This window comes from Faecalibacillus sp. MSK20_93 (assembly GCF_020589945.1).
GTDB lineage: Bacteria > Bacillota_I > Bacilli_A > Erysipelotrichales > Coprobacillaceae > Faecalibacillus > Faecalibacillus intestinalis.
The window spans coordinates 1-19,152 of the sequence record NZ_JAJDKA010000058.1; the positions used below are offsets into that span (position 1 = coordinate 1).

Annotated in this window: 18 protein-coding genes and 2 pseudogenes; 1 reads left to right on the top strand and 19 read right to left on the bottom strand. The window is 27.8% G+C overall.

The features are described 5' to 3' along the window. Positions 1-5: 5 nt before the first annotated feature. The 14 genes from LJD34_RS13265 to LJD34_RS13330 form a co-directional block, all read right to left on the bottom strand. Complete coding sequence (locus LJD34_RS13265; protein WP_227360115.1) at positions 6-1,040, bottom strand: polysaccharide biosynthesis protein; 1,035 nt, start codon at positions 1,038-1,040, stop codon at positions 6-8. A gap of 63 nt (positions 1,041-1,103) precedes the next feature. Continuing rightward, the gene (locus tag LJD34_RS13270) at positions 1,104-2,549 is read right to left on the bottom strand and encodes a lipopolysaccharide biosynthesis protein (RefSeq protein ID WP_227360116.1); all 1,446 of its coding nucleotides are present in this window, start codon (positions 2,547-2,549) and stop codon (positions 1,104-1,106) included. A 12-nt stretch (positions 2,550-2,561) separates the two neighbouring features. Then, positions 2,562-3,596, bottom strand: coding sequence for a polysaccharide biosynthesis protein (locus LJD34_RS13275; RefSeq protein WP_227360117.1), 1,035 nt, complete (start codon positions 3,594-3,596; stop codon positions 2,562-2,564). A 44-nt stretch (positions 3,597-3,640) separates the two neighbouring features. Then, positions 3,641-4,660, bottom strand: coding sequence for a hypothetical protein (locus LJD34_RS13280; RefSeq protein ID WP_227360118.1), 1,020 nt, complete (start codon positions 4,658-4,660; stop codon positions 3,641-3,643). 1 nt (position 4,661) lies between these two features. After that, the gene (locus LJD34_RS13285; protein WP_227360119.1) at positions 4,662-5,855 is read right to left on the bottom strand and encodes a hypothetical protein; all 1,194 of its coding nucleotides are present in this window, start codon (positions 5,853-5,855) and stop codon (positions 4,662-4,664) included. Between the two features lie 37 nt (positions 5,856-5,892). Beyond that, the gene (locus tag LJD34_RS13290; protein WP_227360120.1) at positions 5,893-7,059 is read right to left on the bottom strand and encodes a glycosyltransferase; all 1,167 of its coding nucleotides are present in this window, start codon (positions 7,057-7,059) and stop codon (positions 5,893-5,895) included. After that, on the bottom strand, positions 7,056-7,613 hold the full coding sequence (locus tag LJD34_RS13295) for an acyltransferase (RefSeq protein ID WP_227360121.1): 558 nt from the start codon (positions 7,611-7,613) through the stop codon (positions 7,056-7,058). Before LJD34_RS13295 ends, LJD34_RS13290 begins: the two co-directional genes overlap by 4 nt. Further along, on the bottom strand, positions 7,606-8,676 hold the full coding sequence (locus LJD34_RS13300) for a glycosyltransferase family 4 protein (protein ID WP_227360122.1): 1,071 nt from the start codon (positions 8,674-8,676) through the stop codon (positions 7,606-7,608). Before LJD34_RS13300 ends, LJD34_RS13295 begins: the two co-directional genes overlap by 8 nt. 10 nt (positions 8,677-8,686) lie before the next feature. Beyond that, positions 8,687-9,904: a glycosyltransferase family 4 protein gene (locus LJD34_RS13305; protein WP_227360123.1), complete on the bottom strand. Its 1,218-nt coding sequence runs from the start codon at positions 9,902-9,904 to the stop codon at positions 8,687-8,689. Then, on the bottom strand, positions 9,901-10,518 hold the full coding sequence (locus LJD34_RS13310; RefSeq protein ID WP_117347239.1) for a GNAT family N-acetyltransferase: 618 nt from the start codon (positions 10,516-10,518) through the stop codon (positions 9,901-9,903). The genes LJD34_RS13305 and LJD34_RS13310 overlap by 4 nt, the downstream gene beginning before the upstream one ends. Before the next feature lie 9 nt (positions 10,519-10,527). Beyond that, positions 10,528-11,226 carry a sugar transferase gene (locus tag LJD34_RS13315; RefSeq protein ID WP_117347240.1) on the bottom strand — a complete coding sequence of 233 codons (699 nt, stop codon included), beginning with the start codon at positions 11,224-11,226 and terminating at the stop codon, positions 10,528-10,530. Next, positions 11,217-12,425: a DegT/DnrJ/EryC1/StrS family aminotransferase gene (locus LJD34_RS13320; protein WP_227360124.1), complete on the bottom strand. Its 1,209-nt coding sequence runs from the start codon at positions 12,423-12,425 to the stop codon at positions 11,217-11,219. The genes LJD34_RS13315 and LJD34_RS13320 overlap by 10 nt, the downstream gene beginning before the upstream one ends. Positions 12,426-12,542: 117 nt before the next feature. Further along, a complete protein-coding gene (locus LJD34_RS13325) occupies positions 12,543-13,043 on the bottom strand; it encodes a transcription termination/antitermination NusG family protein (RefSeq protein ID WP_227360125.1) in 501 nt (166 codons plus the stop codon). Then, positions 13,040-13,261 carry a hypothetical protein gene (locus LJD34_RS13330; RefSeq protein WP_227360126.1) on the bottom strand — a complete coding sequence of 74 codons (222 nt, stop codon included), beginning with the start codon at positions 13,259-13,261 and terminating at the stop codon, positions 13,040-13,042. The genes LJD34_RS13325 and LJD34_RS13330 overlap by 4 nt, the downstream gene beginning before the upstream one ends. A gap of 221 nt (positions 13,262-13,482) precedes the next feature. Between LJD34_RS13330 and LJD34_RS13335 the strand changes: the two genes are divergently transcribed. Then, positions 13,483-14,406: a tyrosine-type recombinase/integrase gene (locus LJD34_RS13335; RefSeq protein ID WP_227360127.1), complete on the top strand. Its 924-nt coding sequence runs from the start codon at positions 13,483-13,485 to the stop codon at positions 14,404-14,406. Between the two features lie 229 nt (positions 14,407-14,635). Here the strand turns inward: LJD34_RS13335 and LJD34_RS16650 are convergent, their stop codons facing one another. The 5 genes and pseudogenes from LJD34_RS16650 to LJD34_RS13360 all read right to left on the bottom strand — a co-directional run. Further along, positions 14,636-15,802, bottom strand: coding sequence for an AAA family ATPase (locus LJD34_RS16650; protein WP_318532728.1), 1,167 nt, complete (start codon positions 15,800-15,802; stop codon positions 14,636-14,638). Positions 15,803-15,896: 94 nt separating this feature from the next. Beyond that, a pseudogene (locus LJD34_RS16525) lies at positions 15,897-16,277 on the bottom strand (AAA family ATPase). A gap of 176 nt (positions 16,278-16,453) precedes the next feature. Next, positions 16,454-16,600 carry a hypothetical protein gene (locus tag LJD34_RS13350; protein WP_227360128.1) on the bottom strand — a complete coding sequence of 49 codons (147 nt, stop codon included), beginning with the start codon at positions 16,598-16,600 and terminating at the stop codon, positions 16,454-16,456. A gap of 319 nt (positions 16,601-16,919) precedes the next feature. Beyond that, positions 16,920-17,321: pseudogene (locus LJD34_RS13355) on the bottom strand (type II toxin-antitoxin system PemK/MazF family toxin). Between the two features lie 737 nt (positions 17,322-18,058). Continuing rightward, the coding region (locus tag LJD34_RS13360; protein WP_227360129.1) for an RNA-guided endonuclease InsQ/TnpB family protein at positions 18,059-19,152 on the bottom strand (1,094 nt) is incomplete at its 5' end.

The window sequence follows — 19,152 nt, forward strand, 5'->3', positions numbered from 1 at the left end:
ATTTCCTATTCTTCATTCAATCTTTCTTGAATATATGAAAGTTTGGAAATTGTTTCTTTTGTTTCTTCTAATGTCAATCTTCTTGTATTATTTGAATTGAATTCTGTTAACGTATTTCTTTCTTCATCTCCATCTTTGAAATACTTATCATAGTTCAATCCTCTATTATCTGCTGGCACTCTATAGAAATTACCCATATCTATTGCCTTTGCACATTCTTCATTTGTCAATAATGTTTCATACATCTTTTCTCCATGACGTATACCAATCACTTTGATTTCATCTTTATTTCCACCAAATAAATCACATACTGCTTCTGCCTGTGTTTGAATCGTACATGCTGGTGCTTTCATAATCAATAAGTCTCCATTTTCACCATGTTCAAACGCAAATAATACTAAATCTACTGCTTCATCTAAGCTCATGATAAATCTTGTCATAGATGGTTCAGTTACTGTAATAGGATTTCCTGCTTTGATTTGATCAATCCATAATGGAATAACTGATCCTCTAGAACACATGACATTTCCATAACGCGTACAGCAGATCTTTGTCTTTCCTGACATTCTTGATTTAGCTACTGCTACTTTTTCTTCTACTGCTTTTGTAATACCCATTGCATTGATTGGATATGCTGCCTTATCTGTACTTAAACAGATAACTGCTTCTACTCCTTCTTCAATAGCTGCTGTTAAAACATTTTCTGTTCCAATAACATTTGTTTTAACAGCTTCCATTGGAAAGAACTCACAAGATGGTACTTGTTTCAATGCTGCTGCATGGAATATATAATCTACACCATGCATTGCATTCTTACAAGATTGTAAATCTCTTACATCTCCTATGTAGAATTTGATCTTGTCTGCCACTTCAGGCATCTTAGCTTGATATTCATGACGCATATCATCCTGTTTCTTTTCATCTCTGGAGAAGATTCTAATTTCTCCAATATCTGTATTTAAAAAGCGGTTCAACACCGCATTTCCAAAGCTACCAGTTCCTCCGGTAATCATTAATGTTTTTCCTTTAAATAAACTCATTTTTATATTTCTCCTTTTTAATTAAAAATATTATTATAAAGTTTTACAATAAACTAATTATATTTACTTCATTAATTTTCTTTTATAAATAAGCCTCACTAAAATTAATAACAATATAATTCCTAATATTGAAACAGCATATCTTATAAACGTATTTACATATAAGATGATACCAAACAATGTCGAAACTGTAGTCAAAACAGCAAGTATGAACATCATTTTATTGTCAAATATATTATTTATAGATGTACCATTATCCATACATAATCTTTTAACCCATACAACTTGTAAAATAGCCAGTATTATATAAGAAAATAGTGTTGTATATGCAGCTGCCATATACCCAAATAATTTTATAAAAATGTAATTTAATAATAAATTTAATCCTGCTGCCACAAACGATGGATACATTACATACTTAGTCTTTTTATAATAAACAGCAATATTTGAATATAAATTAGCATACGAAGTAAAAAATACTCCTGCTGCAATCGGTGGCATAATATAAATAGCTTCATAATATTCTTTTGTTGCTAAAATTTTTACAATTTCAGGAGCAAAGTATGTTAATAAAACAGCAATAATAGCATATGCTCCCATTAACATAGTGGATACTTTTTTTATATTATGATTTTTTTTATCAATATTTTGAAATAAATAAGGAATAAAAGAAGCATTTATAGCTTGCCAAACCATTAAGGATAAAGAACTAACAGTATATAAAGTACTATAAATACCAACTGCACTATTACTTACCATACTACTAATCATCATACGATCAGATACATTCAAAATTTGTCCTGCAATGTTATAACCTACAAGTGGAATACTAATTGATAAAGACATACTCCAATATTTTTTTGAATAAAATTTTTTACCTTTAAACATTATATATATCCAAATTATTGCAGCGACAACATAGACAACAAAATAATTTGCAAATAGTCTTGCACTTGCAGTATTATCACTACCATTCTTACTGAAATAAATAACAACAAATATTGAAAAAAAGGAAGCAATTATTGCTGTTAATATTGAAACTAATCCAGCTAACTTATATTTATATTCATACCTTTGTCTTGCAAGCCAAAAATCTCTTGCAGGCGCAAAAAGAAATCCAATTAACATTAGTACAATTACCGCATTTGTTAATCCTAATGTATGTTGCCAAAATGAAGGAGCTAATATATAAATAATTGCAATTAAAATTGCAATTATTGAGGTCAAAGAAAGAATAGAAGATTCATACTCATCCCTTTTATCTGAAAACTCATTCATTGCAACAGCAAAACCTCCAGATGTAAGAGATAATGTTGCAAATGCACTAATTAATGAATACCAAGAATTATAAATATTAACAATACCGATTTGATCTGTTGTCATCAACCTAGTAAAAATTGGAACAGTAATAATTGCTAATCCTCTAGTAAAGACTGAAGATGCAGTATATACAATAGCTGATTTAACACCTTCTGGAATAGATTTAATTTTATTCAATAATTTTATCATCTTTTATATTTCCTATTCTTCATTCAATCTTTCTTGAATATATGAAAGTTTGGAAATTGTTTCTTTTGTTTCTTCTAATGTCAATCTTCTTGTATTATTTGAATTGAATTCTGTTAACGTATTTCTTTCTTCATCTCCATCTTTGAAATACTTATCATAGTTCAATCCTCTATTATCTGCTGGCACTCTATAGAAATTACCCATATCTATTGCCTTTGCACATTCTTCATTTGTCAATAATGTTTCATACATCTTTTCTCCATGACGTATACCAATCACTTTGATTTCATCTTTATTTCCACCAAATAAATCACATACTGCTTCTGCCTGTGTTTGAATCGTACATGCTGGTGCTTTCATAATCAATAAGTCTCCATTTTCACCATGTTCAAACGCAAATAATACTAAATCTACTGCTTCATCTAAGCTCATGATAAATCTTGTCATAGATGGTTCAGTTACTGTAATAGTATTTCCTGCTTTTATTTGATCAATCCATAATGGAATAACTGATCCTCTAGAACACCTGACATTTCCATAACGCGTACAGCAGATCTTTGTCTTTCCTGACATTCTTGATTTAGCTACTGCTACTTTTTCTTCTACTGCTTTTGTAATACCCATTGCATTGATTGGATATGCTGCCTTATCTGTACTTAAACAGATAACTGCTTCTACTCCTTCTTCAATAGCTGCTGTTAAAACATTTTCTGTTCCAATAACATTTGTTTTAACAGCTTCCATTGGAAAGAACTCACAAGATGGTACTTGTTTCAATGCTGCTGCATGGAATATATAATCTACACCATGCATTGCATTCTTACAAGATTGTAAATCTCTTACATCTCCTATGTAGAATTTGATCTTGTCTGCCACTTCAGGCATCTTAGCTTGATATTCATGACGCATATCATCCTGTTTCTTTTCATCTCTGGAGAAGATTCTAATTTCTCCAATATCTGTATTTAAAAAGCGGTTCAACACCGCATTTCCAAAGCTACCAGTTCCTCCGGTAATCATTAATGTTTTTCCTTTAAATGATGACATTTACTTTATTCCTCCACTATTTATTATAAAATACAATTTGCATACTATTTTTTTTTAAGTCTTTTTATTAATTTTATATACTTATTGCTTTCTGAGAGACTATCATACTTACTAATACCTAATATTTTTTTAATAAAGAACACAATTTTCATTTTTATTCTTAAATCCAATGGAAATAATAAAATATTAGTAATCTTTTTTTCATATTTTTCATCGATTTCAATATTGTCCGGATGAATTAATGGAAATTCCAATTTATGAGTTGGAATCTCACAAAACCGTTTAGTTAATTCCATTTGAAGACTTGTCCCTCCATGTGTTGAAAACTCGTCTACCCCTATATTTCTAATTTGATTATATTTAGGAGAAATTCCATACATATTATTACTTCTAATTGAAAATAACATTTGATAATCCCATGATGCGTATTTATTAAATTTCTCTTTTCTATATATTTCGCCTTCTATACTTATTTTTCTCTGTTTTAAAAGACGTTTAGATTTATAAGAAGATATGAAATTTGACATATACTGTTCTTTTCTATAATTTAATAGGTTTCCATCATAATATTTTAAAAATTTTTCTTTCCATGAAGCCCAACCACAAGGTAATAAATGTTGTGTAAACATGTAACTATATTTTGAATCGTATTTTTCTAAATAATTTGTTCCGCAAATCCATAATATTTTAGAGTTGTTTTCATATTTTTCTAGTAACTCTTCACAATATTTAAAAAAAGTCTCCTCTGGGAGATTATCATCTTCTAAAAATATAGCTTTTTTTTCCCTTTCAAAAACCCATTTTGCTCCTTCTCCAATATTTTTATACACTCCTCTATTTTCTAATGCGTAATTTTTTATAATTTCACATTCCCAATTTATACTATTTTCTACATTTGTTCTCGTATCTGCTACAATTTTTTTTTCATCCTCATTACGTCCTTCATCTGATAATAAATAAATCTTTTGAGGCTGTATTTTAGACAAAACATTTATTATTCTCAATACTGTATCTGAGCGTTTAAATATGAACAAAACAACTGGAATGTTAAACTGATTTTTCATTTTATATACCTCCTCCTTTATATTCAAAAGCAGTATTTGTAAATCCTAAAAATATCAAACAATATAATATAGGCTTTTCAACAAAATTTTGTGTTGTAAATAACCAAACCATATAAATTATACTTACTAATATAAAAAATGCATTTTTATCATTTTTACAAAATTTAATAATGCCCCTCAATATTATTAAGAGATATATTAATCCAAATAACGCTCCCGTATATGTAAATGTATTTGCAGCAACAGTCCATTTTTCACCTAACAGCATTCCGATATATGGAACTAGTTCGCTATATCTAGAAAAACCCACTCCAAACACAGGGGAAGTTTGTATAATTTTCATATCAATCATTTGACCAATATTACGAGCTTTACTAGAAGTATTAGTATTTAATCCCTCAAATAATTTATCTTGTATATTTTGATATACTCCTAGTTCATTCATTATTAATAATATAATAAGCACTATTATAATACTTATTGCAGTTCTACTGACCATATTGTTCTTCTTTTTTTTCATTACAAACATTAACAACGCAAACAACATCAAAATGTAGGCTAGTGTTGAATATGTAGTAAGCATTGCAATAAAATAAACTATTAATCTATAATATTTATTTTTTTTATCTGTTATTAAAGTATTATATAGCGCTATTCCAATAAATACTGCAAAAGCTCCAGGCTCCCAAAAAATTGCACAATTTCTATCAGGTAGCTCTCGACAATATAAATAGATATAAAAATTAGTATATGAAATAGATTTTCCTTGTACTATTGGAAAACCACTTTGATGATTCACCAATACTCCTCTAAAAGAGTACATTACTATTGATATAAAACATATTATTAAAATAATATTGCTATATTTATTTAGAAATTCCCCTTTTTTCCAATAATTACTAATATATAATGCTATGACACAATAACTTAATATAAAAGTATAAGACATCCATGCAGAATAATCACTATTAGTAATAAAAGCAGATAACAGTAATAAAATGATAATAATTAAATAATTCATTCCTTTAATTATCTTATACTGTGAAATCATTTTTATAAGGAAAAAAAATAATAATATGAAATTTATACCAACAATTAATAATGATGGTAAATTAATCGTCCAAACACCTGATAAAAGAATTATCCAAATTGCTAATAAATATTTCTTTATTTCTACTAAATTTATTTTCAACAATTTTTTTCCTCCTTCTTTCACTTTATTAATTTCCGTTCTAATTATCGCAAATCTCTTTTAAACTTGATACATAACGAGAATAATGAAAAGAATCTTCTGCTAATTTTCGTGCGCTTTCTCTCATGAAATTTCTCTTGTTAATATCAGTTATCGAAATAGCATGTATTATTGCCTTATAAACATCTTTTGATGTATGACCTAAAGCAATTATTGAGTTTTCTTCATTTTTTAAATAGAGTCCTAAATCTGAAGTTAAATTGCATAATGGAGGCGTGCCACAAGCTAAACTTTCAACAATTTTAGTAGGAAAACCAGCTTTAGAATAACGTAATGACTCATCTCTTATTAAAAGAGAGTAATCTGCTCTTTTTACTAATTCTAAAGTCTCGTCCCTAGAAATTCGTCCATAAATTTTTAAACAATCTTTTATCGAATTAATTAAATCTATACTTACATCACAAGATTTAACTAATTGATCTTCATTAACCCCTATAATATTTACTTCTACTATTTTTCTTTGTTCTAAACTTAAAAAAGAAAAGCCTTCTATAATCTCTTTAAGATAATCTTTTTTTCCTGGACCACCTGCATATACAAAAATAAATTTCTCACTATTCTCTATACATTTTAATCGCGGAGTAATTTTTTTTATATCCATTATTACTGGAATTCTTTTTACATTGTTATTTCGTTGTTTAAAATACTCTTCTAAGAATGAACTGATTGCTATTACATTCCATAAATTATTTATAGCTTTCTTATTAGTATAGTCTTTTCTAATATATGCTAAATTAAATTTTCCATTTTTGAATTCCTCTGGTGAATACCATTCAACAGAATCATGAATTAGAACACAATTATATATTCTTTTTAATTTTTCAATTTTTTTAAAAGATTGTGGCATAATATCAACAACCATTAAAACATCTAGAAAATTATAATGCTGCTTAATATATCTATATACTTTTGTTCCAAATTTTACCCTACAAATTATTCTAGAGATTATATTTTCTTGATTCGGTCTAAATGAGATAAAATTTACACCATCATATTTACATATTTTATTATCAAAGTTTTTCCCATATCCTATAACAAGAACATCATAACCCAATTGTTTTAAAATTTTAGCGAAAGCATGTTGTCTAACAGCACCCGCATCACCTTCAGGATAACTATTTTCTGTTACTATTACAGCTTTTCTCATAAATCCTCCTCTATAACATCTATAATATGATTAATTTTATTTCTCACAAACGTATTAGGATTTATATTCTTAGTAACAATTGTTCCAGCTGCAATAACACTATTAGCACCGATTGTTACTCCTTTAGTTATAATACAATTTGCTCCAATCCATACATTATCCCCAATATTGATACTTTTTGTTACATATTCTCCATTAGTTTCTTTTGATTTATAATTATGATCATGATCATAAATACATACGTTAGGACCAATAGTTACTCTGTTACCTATTTTTATTTCTTCATGAGAGATAATATTACAATTTCGATTAATATAAACATTTTTGCCTATTAGAAGATCTCCACCAGAAGATCTAATGATTGCATTTTTTTCAATATTACATTTTTCTTTTATAATTATTTTTCCTCCGTTTGTAGATACAATAATATCTGCAAATGGACTAAATAGTTGAATTAAAGAACATCTTATTGAATTTAAACTTTTTATTCTTAATGTAATATTTCTTAATATATTAAAAATTATACGAAAATAATAATTAACCTTTCTATTCATACTTTTCTCCATTATCCAAATAGTCAAATAATTCCTTTAGAACTTGTTTAGATGTATATTTTTTCGCTTCATTAGAATTATTTTTTGATATTTCTAATACTAAATCTCTATTGTTATATAATTCAACAATCGCATTAGCTATCTCATGTGAATTTTTAATAGGCACTAGTATTCCATTTTTTTTATCTTTAACTATATCTTTGTTGTATAACCAATCAGTAGCGATTATTGGTATACCTGCAAAAAAAGCATCAATTATACATCCAGCAAAACCTTCGCCATGAAAATACGTTGGAAATAAGAGTGCAAAATAATTTTTTAGCACATCTACTGTTTGATTATAATTTGCAACACCTTTGTACTCTACAAAATCTTTATTTTGATTGATTAAATGTGCAAATCTCTCTTTATAATATTCTGGCACTATTCCATATAAATCTAATTTTACTTTCACACTTCCAAATATATCATTAGCTTCTTTGACTGCTTCAACAGCATCTTCTATTCCTTTATCTTTTGTTAATCTAGACAAAATACACAACTTAATATTTTCATTTTCATCAATTTTAATATCTTCAGATGCTCTTATTTTTTGTATTTTAAAATTTGTCATCATTTCTATATTTTTAATTCCTAAATTTCCCAAATCTTTTTTTAAGTTCGGTGTTTGAACAAACAATACTTCATATTTATTAAGTATTTTTATATATCTTGGATTTTTTTCTAAAAACGCCGGTAAAAAACCACCTATTACAATATAAAAAAGTTTTCTTTTAAAAAATACATTAAATATATCATATATTTGAGCAACAACTTTTAAACCATTATCTGCAGGAAATATCAATATATTTTCACTTTTTTTTAAAAGATTAACAGTATCTAAAAAAAATTTTATTGGATGCTTCTTCCATGCATTTGTATTTAAAATAAGAACATTATCATCACCATATCTTTTTTTTAATTCGTTTGTAGTAATTGTTGTCCTAACTGCTTGACCATCGGCTATTGGTCCACCATCACCGAATTGTCCCCAAATTCCTATTTTATATATCTTTTTTTTCATAATTATCCTTTCACTTTGACAACTTTAAAAATAATTGTGTATATTTTTTCATATTAGTAGATTTAGAGTATAAATCATGTCCAAATTCATACCCTTTTATCCCCATCTCATTGCATAACTCTTTATCATTTTTTAATTTTAATATAGCCTCTGACATTTTTTTTGCTTCTTCAGTTCCAAAAGCAAAACCAATACCATTTTCATTAATCATTGAATTATATTTCGATCCCTTATCAGATGATGTAATAATAGGTCTTTTACATGCCATTAATAATCCAGCTTTACTTGGAACTGAATTTCCAATAACCCCTTTTTTTAAAGGTATAATACATACGGAGCAAGCACTATAAACATCTGAAACTAGCTCTTGTTTTTGTAATGGAAGAAAAACTATATTATCAAGTTTTCTTTTTCTAACAAGATTTTCAAAATCTTGTTTTTGACTACCCTCACCAATCATTTGAAAAATAATATCTTTTTCATTTTTTAGTAATTCTGCAACCTGAACAATCATTTTATAATCAAAAACATACCCCATTGTTCCAGCATATTGAACATAAAATCGATTTGTATCCATCTCTGCAATTTGAACAAATTTATTATTTTTCCAATCAACTTCAGATACTGTTTCATCATTAAACCAATTTACAATTACTTCAATTTTATCTTTAGAAACTCCCTGTGCTATTAACTTATCCTTCATATCATCTGATATAGCCACAATAACATCTGACATTTTATAAGCTTTTTTTTGTAAATAAAAAAATATCTTTTGCATCCATCTATAAGGCATCACACCACTAGCAATACTGCTTCCTGGAAACATATCTTGTACATTATAAACAATTTTTTTCTTACTTTTTATAATCATTTTCACAACAGCAATATTGAACAACGCCGTTGGAGATGATTGTATAAATATAACATCACTGGTTAAAGCGTAATGTTTTATATATTTTTTTGATTTAATTGCATATTTAATACCATCTACATATCGCTTTACAAAATTAGATTTTTTTGTATTTGGCATTACTACCAAATTATAAGAAAAATTAGGATTATTTTTAAATTCTAATGGTACATGTTCTGAACTACTTTCCAGTGCATACCCTATATAATTAACTTTGTTTTCATTTTTTAGTAAATCATCTATCATTGAATGCATAAGATGAAATGATGGATTTGGTTTTTGATAAAAATCTACCGATGCAAAATATAATATATTCATTCTTTTTCTCCTAAATTAAATCTATATTCATACATTTCTCTTCCTTCAGCTGTTTTAAATTTTCTTTTTTTCTTAAAGCCATTTTTTTCATAAAAACAAATTGCACCTTCATTATCTATCGCATCAGTTTCCAAAGTAATATATGAGAATTTTGAAAAATCTACAATTTCCTTTAATTTATCAATCATCAATGATCCTACTCCTTTAGATTTTAATTTAGGATCAACACCAATTGAAGATAATTCGACATATTCATCTTCTCTCTTTGCTTCACTTGGCTTTAAAAATGCTCGTATTATATGCATAAATGCTGTTGGTTTTCTAAAAAAAGCTCCTAAACTATACCACGCAAATTGTATTAATCTTGTTTTTAACATAAATTTATACAATCCACTAAAATCACTAGAATATGCTAAAAAACCAATTGCTTGATTATTCTCTTCTGCAACCAAAAGATTTGAATCTTTATGTTTACAATATGATATATACATTTGATTTAAAAATCCTCTTCCCATAAACGTAAGGAAAAAACCATCAAACGTTTTTAAGTGAATTGTAACAATTTCATTGATTATTTTTTTTTCATTTGATTCTACTTTTCTTATAGTAATCATATTAAGTAATTATTCATATTCCTTTCCAAGAACAGCAAATACTGTTCTTAACATTGTTAAGATTTCTTCTAAAAAACTATAATTATTAATGCTCTCTAAATTAAATTTCATTTTGTCAACCAAAATTTTTTCGACATAAACTTTATCTATATCAGTAGCAATGTCTAATAATTTATCCTCATCTTTATATCGAATGCTTGACTCACTTGTAATACCCGCAGGGAGTAACAATGTGGCATACATCTCTGGTGTATACTGATCTACATATTTTTTTACTTCTGGTCTTGTTCCTACAAAAGACATATCTCCTATCAATACATTAAATAGTTGAGGTATTTCATCTATTCTATATTTTCTAATTTTTTCTCCTACTTTAGTTATTCTTGAATCATTTTTTGATGTGACAAGATTTCCAATCTTATCTGCATTATTGACCATGGTTCTAAATTTAAATATTCTAAATACTTTTCCATATTGAGTAATACGTTCTTGTCTATAGAATACTGGTCCTTTAGAATCTAATTTGATCCAGATAGAAAAGAAAATAATAATTGGAGATAATAAAACAATTAATACTAAAGAAACACATATATCAAATATTCTCTTTAATACTAATTGTCCTTTTTTCTTTCTAAGTATTTCATAATAAGGTCTTACTTCTTCTACCTGCATATAATCAGGTAATTCATTCCACTCTTTTACAAGCATGAAATAATCTCCTTAAAATTACCAATAATATAATCTACATCTTCATCACTTAACTTAGTATGAAGTGGTAAAGTAATTTCATTAATGAATTGATCATAAGCATTAGGATAATCTTTAATATCAAATCCTAGATTCTTATAAGCTGAAAGCATTGGAAGTGGTTTGTAATGTACATTACATGCTATTCCTCTTTCAGCCATTTTTTCTATAATTTCATTTCTTTGATCACCTGTAATATTTGGTACCCTTGTAATATAAAGGTGTCCACTTGATTGATGATCTTCATCATAATGATTTAATACTTCAACACCTAAAGGAGTAAAAGCTTCATTATATCTTTCAATGATTTCTTTTCTTCTTTTAAGCATTGCAGGATATCTTCTCATTTGAGCAAGTCCTATACCACCCATGATATCTGTCATATTACATTTATATAATGGTGCTACGACATCATATTCCCATGCTCCTAGTTTTGTTTTAGCTAACGCATCTTTGGATTGACCATGTAATGATAACAATTGAAGTTGTTTATAGATATCTTCATCATCTATTCCTTCAATTGTTCTCCAAGTAAGTGCTCCACCTTCAGCAGTCGTTAAATTCTTGACTGCATGAAAACTAAATGAACTAAAATCAGCAATTGACCCACACATTCTTCCATGCCATGAAGCACCAAAGGCATGTGCCGTGTCAGCATTGACTGATATTCTTCCCATTGCTTCTTGAATCTTATTGCTTGGTTTAAATAAGTTTTTTTTCTTTTCTACGATTTCATAGATTCTATCATAGTCACAAGGAACTCCTCCTAGATCAACTGGAATGATAACTTTTGTTTTTTCAGTGATTGCCTTTTCTAAAGCATCGTAATCCATTTCTAAGCTATCTTTTTTAACATCCACTAAAACAAGTTTAGCTCCTACATGACATACAACTGATGCACTAGCTGTATAGGTATAAGCAGGTACGATAACTTCATCACCTTCACCTACTCCTAATACTCTTAATGCCATTTCTGCACAAGCAGTTTGTGAATTTAAACAGACTGCTTTATTGACACCTACATATTTAGCTATTTGTCTTTCAAATTCTTTAACTTTAGGACCTGTAGTGATCCATCCATTTCTTAAGGTATCAGCTACTTCATTGATTTCATCTTCACTCATATCTGGTGGTGAAAATGGTATAACTCTTTTGTCCATACTATATCCTCCCCCTCTTTTAAATATAAAAAGAATATAGTTTACCTATCCAATAAGTATTTATATTGGACTAGGTAAACTATATTCAAATAAGATGTATAGGCGGCTCCCCCTACGCTATACTTCTTTATTTTGCATTTCTATCCCTGCTTTTAGTTTCTTGTTTAAGAATTCAATATTCAGTACTGCTTCATGACTTTTTTTATCTACTGCAACGATATGTTCTTCTAATTCTTTCAATGGTCCTTCAATGATCTTTGTTCTTCCATTGACCTTGTATCCTTTTGACATTACTAAGATGTATTGTCTATTCAAAAGGATATCTAGAAGCTTTATTTCTTCTCTAGTTAGTGCTGATACTTCTTCCTTTTTTAGTTCTCTGATAACTCCATCTCTTTCTTCTTTCATTAATAAAAGCAATGTATCAAACTCTGTCTGATTCATTCTTGTTTTAATAAAGAGATATCCTGGAAACATATTCTGGATAACGATCTTATCTTTAGATCGTATATATCTTTCCATCCTTGGGATGAAAGCTTCCGTATCTTTTTTGAGATTGAATGTATGATAGAGCTTTTCTATCTTTAAGCTTTGACAGAACAGGACATAATAGTTCATTCGCTTTTTTCCTGTCTTTTCAAAGCTCTCTGTTTAAGACATTCAAAGATGCTTTGATAGTCATCACATACCTTCATTTGATCAACGAGTTCTATTTCATTGTCTTCTAGTTCTTGGATAGCAAAGTCCAGCATGTCTTTTAACAGTTCTTCATTTTCATTCATCAGTTTTTCTTTATATTTATCCATAGGATCATACATACTTGTAAATACAGCCATTTGTTTTCTCCTTTTTTGACATTAAAACAAAAGCAGAAGTTTCAATGTTTGTAGGCATAATAAAAACCATAGATTATTAAATTCTACGAATGAACTATAGCACAAATAAACCCTAAAAGAAACATAATTCTACTTTTTTCTTTTTATTTTAAAAAAGCAATGTCGTTTAGTAAAATATAAGGTCGTTCAGTAATAAAAATAAAGAAAAAGAGGAGAAATATATGGAAGAAAAAAAACTAACAATTCAAGAAGAATGGCTACTAACTAAGAAGATCTCTGTTAAATATTCTACATATTGTAAGTATGAAAGTATTGTCACAAAACACATAAATCCTTATTTAAAAGAAAATAAAATAGAAGAATTAACAGAGCTTCATATTATTCATTACATTGATCATTTAATCAATGTAATGAATTTATCTACAAGTATTGTTAATTCTATTCAGTGTACGTTAAAGGCTATTTATAGATACGGTGAACGTACACATGGATTAAAGAAATTAGATTTTAATGTTATTAAGTTTAGTCAAAAATCTAAAACTAAAGAACCACTTACATTAGAAAAAGAAATGATTATCTGGCAGTATTGTTTAAACAATAAAGAAAGAATATCACTCGCAATGTCTTTAGGATTATATGCAGGACTTAGAATAGGCGAAATATGTGCCTTAAAATGGGAAGATATTGATTTAGATAATAGTATGATTTCTATAACTAAAACAGTACAAAGATTAAAAAGTGAAAATCATGAACAAAAAACACAGCTCTATATTTTAGAACCAAAATCAACAAGTTCTATTCGAAGTGTGATACTTCCTGATTTTTTAACAGAATATTTAAAAAAATATAATGATCTTTATAACAAAGATTTCTTTATTTTATCAAATAAAGAAATCCCTGTAGATCCTAGAATTATTCAAAAAAATTTTAGGAAAATATGCAAAGCTAATGATATCGATGCTACATTTCATACATTAAGACATACCTATGCTACAAACTGTATTAAAACAAATATTGATGTAAAAACATTAAGTGAAACATTAGGACATGCTAATGTTAATATTACACTTAATCGTTATGTACATACATCATTAGATTTTAAAAAACAACAAATTAATAAAATAGAACCCCCAATAAAGCCGTAGAATTTAATATTCTGCGTATTTTTATTAATACAAAAAGAGATGTCTAGAAATCAATTTCTAAACATTCCTTTGTTTATAATAATATGTTTTCTTTCTAATATTTTACACTCTCACGAAATAGAACAACATCATATACAAATAATGTTTTACTGATTATTTGTAAGAAAAGACTTTGCTTAAATAATATTCTTACATAAAAGTGGTATCCATTTTCGTGATACCACTTTTTTTACTTTGAATTATTATCCATTTTAACTACATAACATTGTTTTTTATAAAAAGAGATTCCATATCCTACAACATTTTCATATTTCTTAAATCTTCTTTCCTCTAAATACTTTTGATCTATGATTTGTTGTACACCTTCTCTAGCATCATCTATCAAATCATCTTCACTTATAGAATGTTTACATTCTATAAGTACTACTGTTCCTAATATACTATCAGGCAAAACACATACATCAAATCTTCCATGACCTGCTTCTCTATTAGATGTCACTTCATAATCATTCAATAATCCTACTAAGAATCCATGATAAAAAGATTCTTGATTATCAAAGTAACTAATGCTTCTTAATAATATGTCATTAAGCAATAGATTTACTTTCTTTGTATCACCTTGAATAAGTTCTTGATAAAGTTTATTCTTTCTACTTGTTGTATAATCTTCAAAGTAAGCCATGAATGTTTGTTTATAGATTTCATACACTTCTTTATTTGGAATAACAAGTCTATATTTGTTTTCTCCTAAATCTTCAATGACTCTTAAATAACCTGTAAGTAAAAGAAAACTATAGATATTATTGATATTATCCATTTCTCGATAAGTAAGTTCTGGTCTGATATACTTAGTTAAAGCATGTCCATTCATTAATGGTTCAAATTCTTGTCGTAATTTTCTATCACCATTTTGGATATAATTCACGACAAGATCATTTCCACTAGTATTTGCCCAAAAGGAAACAGGTTTAAAAGATTGATCCTGTATTTTATTTTTGACATACATCAATGTACTCCAAGGATTATAGATTTCTATATTTCCAAATAGATAACCATCATACCATTCTTTGACTTCATCCATATAAGATGATAATTGATAATCTTCTAATAACTGTTTGACTTCTTTTTCATTAAAGCCAAAATACTCACTACCTCTATTATTTAAAAGAGAATAAGAAGTAAAATTGTTTAAACCGGTAAAGATACTTTCTTTAGATATTCTAAGACATCCTGTCATGATTCCTTTTTCTAAAACATCGTTTGTCTTAAGCACTGAAGAAAAAACACTTCTTAAAAAATCAACCATTTCATCATAATAATTATTTTGATACGCTGATTGTAATGGAACATCATATTCATCAATAAGAATAATGATTTTTTGATGATATGGGTATATAAAGCATTAGATATAATCCTTAATGAAAATTTTAAATCTTCAATATCAGCTATGCGATTATGAAATTTATTTAAAATTTCTTTTGTTGTATTAGTTAATTGAGCTGAAGATAATATTTCCAATTTTTTTCTAATAATTCATAGATGATATTAGAAAAAGCAATTATTTGAGCTTTAAAGGAAGAACTTTTCATATCTTTCAAAGAGATAAAAATGGTTGGATATTTATTTTGATATTTTAATACTTCTTTATTTTTTGAAATATTTAAACGATTAAATAAATAAGTATTTTCTTTGATAGAAAAGAAATAATAAAGTATAGACATATTAAGTGTCTTACCAAATCTTCACAATCTTGTACAAAAGACAACTTGTTCATTTAAAATATCTATAATTAAATTTGTTTTATCTATATAATAGTAATATTTATCAATCATTTCTTTAAAGTTTTCTATTCCTATAGGTATTAGCTTCATATAATCATTCCCTTCAATTATGATTATACTGATATAAGCCCTTATTTCTATTGGATTATTTAGTCAAAATAATTATTATTAAAATCTATTTTGGACTTGTAGTATTAATTCTAACCAAGAAAATCATTTTCAAATAAAAAAGATACGATTTCTCGTACCTTATTTTATTATTTTAACTAAAAGGCTATTCGACACCAATAATACTTTTCTATCAGATATTCATTCTTTAATTGATCAAATACCGTTGTTTTATCCTCTAACTCATATAAATAATCTTGTTTTAATTCTATAGTTTCCTTATTTATATATACAATGGTAAACATATTATTATCCTTTATATAGTTCATGTTAATTATTTAAAAAATTTCAACATTAACAACTACATTGCCAATGCAGTTCACTTGTTGAATAACAAACAGGTTTCTTTGTGTTTTACCCTATACGATTCCTTAACCTACGACGCTTCTAACGCTCGGATCAAGGCTAATCATGAGTATCATTATTTCAGATTGTATATTAATCTTGGACATTGTCTTTATTAACTTGTCAATGTTCTCTTCAAGGAAAAAATCCCCTTATATATATAAGGAGATTCAAAGAAGATTTTTTAAGCTATTTCTAAATATTATAAAGACGATTATATCACATATATAATTCTACATTTATACTTAATGAGTCATCAAAGCATCCTAATCTTACGCTCAAAGCCTCTTCAACTTCCTCCATCTCATATTCGTCTAACCGACCTAAACATCTAATTAATCTTGATTTATCAATCGTTCTTATTTACTTGCACATTATTATAGAATCATGTTCAAGATCCTCTCGGCTGTTAATAAAGACATGTGTTGGTAAATTTTCTTTTTTTGCTACGTGAGATGGCAGTGATGCAACTATAGTAGTGCTACTAAAATAATTTCCTGCATCATTTTGTAAAATAACTACAGGTCTTATCCCACCTTGTTCAGAACCTTGATACGGATTTAAGTCGGCTACGTATATTTCACCTCTACTGATTTTTTTATCATTGCATACTCCTTTCATATAATTACAATACTATTTAATGTTCAACTCGCATGAATATGTTAAAAAAATCTCCTTAAATATAAGGAGATTCAATAAAGCATTTTTAAGTTATGATCTTTGAATTAATCATTAATGTTATAACTATTTTTAATAACAATTATAAACAAATAAAAAAGATCATTTAAGGGGAATGATCTTCTTTATTTTTATAGGGAATTCGTGTAATAAAAAAATTAATATCTTGGGAAACTATTACTTAAAATGTAAATATATGAGATATAAATATATATGGGTTATCTCATCCTTTTACATGTTAATTTTTATTACAATTATCATTATAATGAAATATAACGAATTGAGTAGAGACAAGCATCCTAAATAAATCATTAGTATTTGTGCAATGTGCACAAATGATGTGAAGTGTTAAGAGCTTGTTTTTATTAATAAAATAATTTAAAAAAGACTGTCAACTTCATATTTGTCAACAGTCTTAAATCTCCTTAAAATAATGAGATTTATAAAACATTTTTAAGTTACGATATTTAAATTAATCATTAATGTCATAACCGTTTTTAATTAGAACTTCTTTAATTTTTTCATGTGCTATTTTAATAGAATATTGACACTCCCCATGTCTAAAGACAGGGGATTCTTGCTACCTGCCAACATTGTTGGCTGACCAGTTCATTTCTGATAGGTCGCAGTGCAAGATAGGGGTATGCCATTACCCCTCCTAGAGCAGAACCTATAGTTCTCTAGGCAGTATATCTGTTACCAATATACTCAGTTGAGTTGCATATATTTATAGCTCCTAGCAGATCCCTATGTGTATGATATCCACATCTGCATATATAATTCCTGTCATTTGCATGATGAACACTTCCACATATCGGACAAATTTGACTTGTATATGCTGGATCTACATACTCAACTTCTATGCCTGCAAGTTTTGCTTTGTATTCTATAAATGTAGCTAGTCTATAGAACGACCACGTATGCAGGCTATGATTGTTTTTTCGACTTGTTCTTGTCGTAGAACGTATGTTTTGAAGTCGTTCTAATTTGATTACTGATACATCATGAGCTTTTGCCGTATTTACGATTTCACGACTTAGCTTATGATCTATATCTTTCATGATACGTTGTTCTTTGTTGTTGATTTTGACAACCGCCTTTGGCTTCTTTGCTTTTTGAAATCTTTTTCTAAGATTGTTGAAGTGTCTTCTTATATATTTGTTTTTTCTCCCATTTCCATAAAACTTGATACTTCCATCTGGACAGTAACTTACCGCAGGACATTTGATTCCAAGATCAACACCCATGACATTGTCATTTGAAGAAGCGGCATCTTCTTTGGCATCATAGACGATTTGTGCTACGAGATCATGTCCTTTTACAACAATGCGCATCGTTCCTAATTTACTGGATGAAAAAATTGATTTCTGTCTTTTGGATATTTTTGTTTTGACTGATATACGTTTTGACTTACCATTGATCATCACTGGAAAGCTTATACAGTCATCATTGATCCTAAAGTTTTGGTTGTTGATATAACAGCACATTTTTTTCAAAACAGGATGTCTTACTTTAGTATTTGAATTTCTTAAAGCCTTATTATATTTTCTTATGATGGACTTGGCGTCTCGGATACATTGATTACATAAGGCACTTGGAAGATTCACCTTTACATCTGCCGTTGTCATCTTTGTAATAGTTCTTCCATTAGCAGCATCAAAAACAAGCTTATTGACTGTAGAAATATATTCCGACATCGTTGCCTTGATCAATTCTGTTTGATATTTGTTTGGACAAAGCTTGACTGTTTCTGTTAATTGCATAGATATCACCT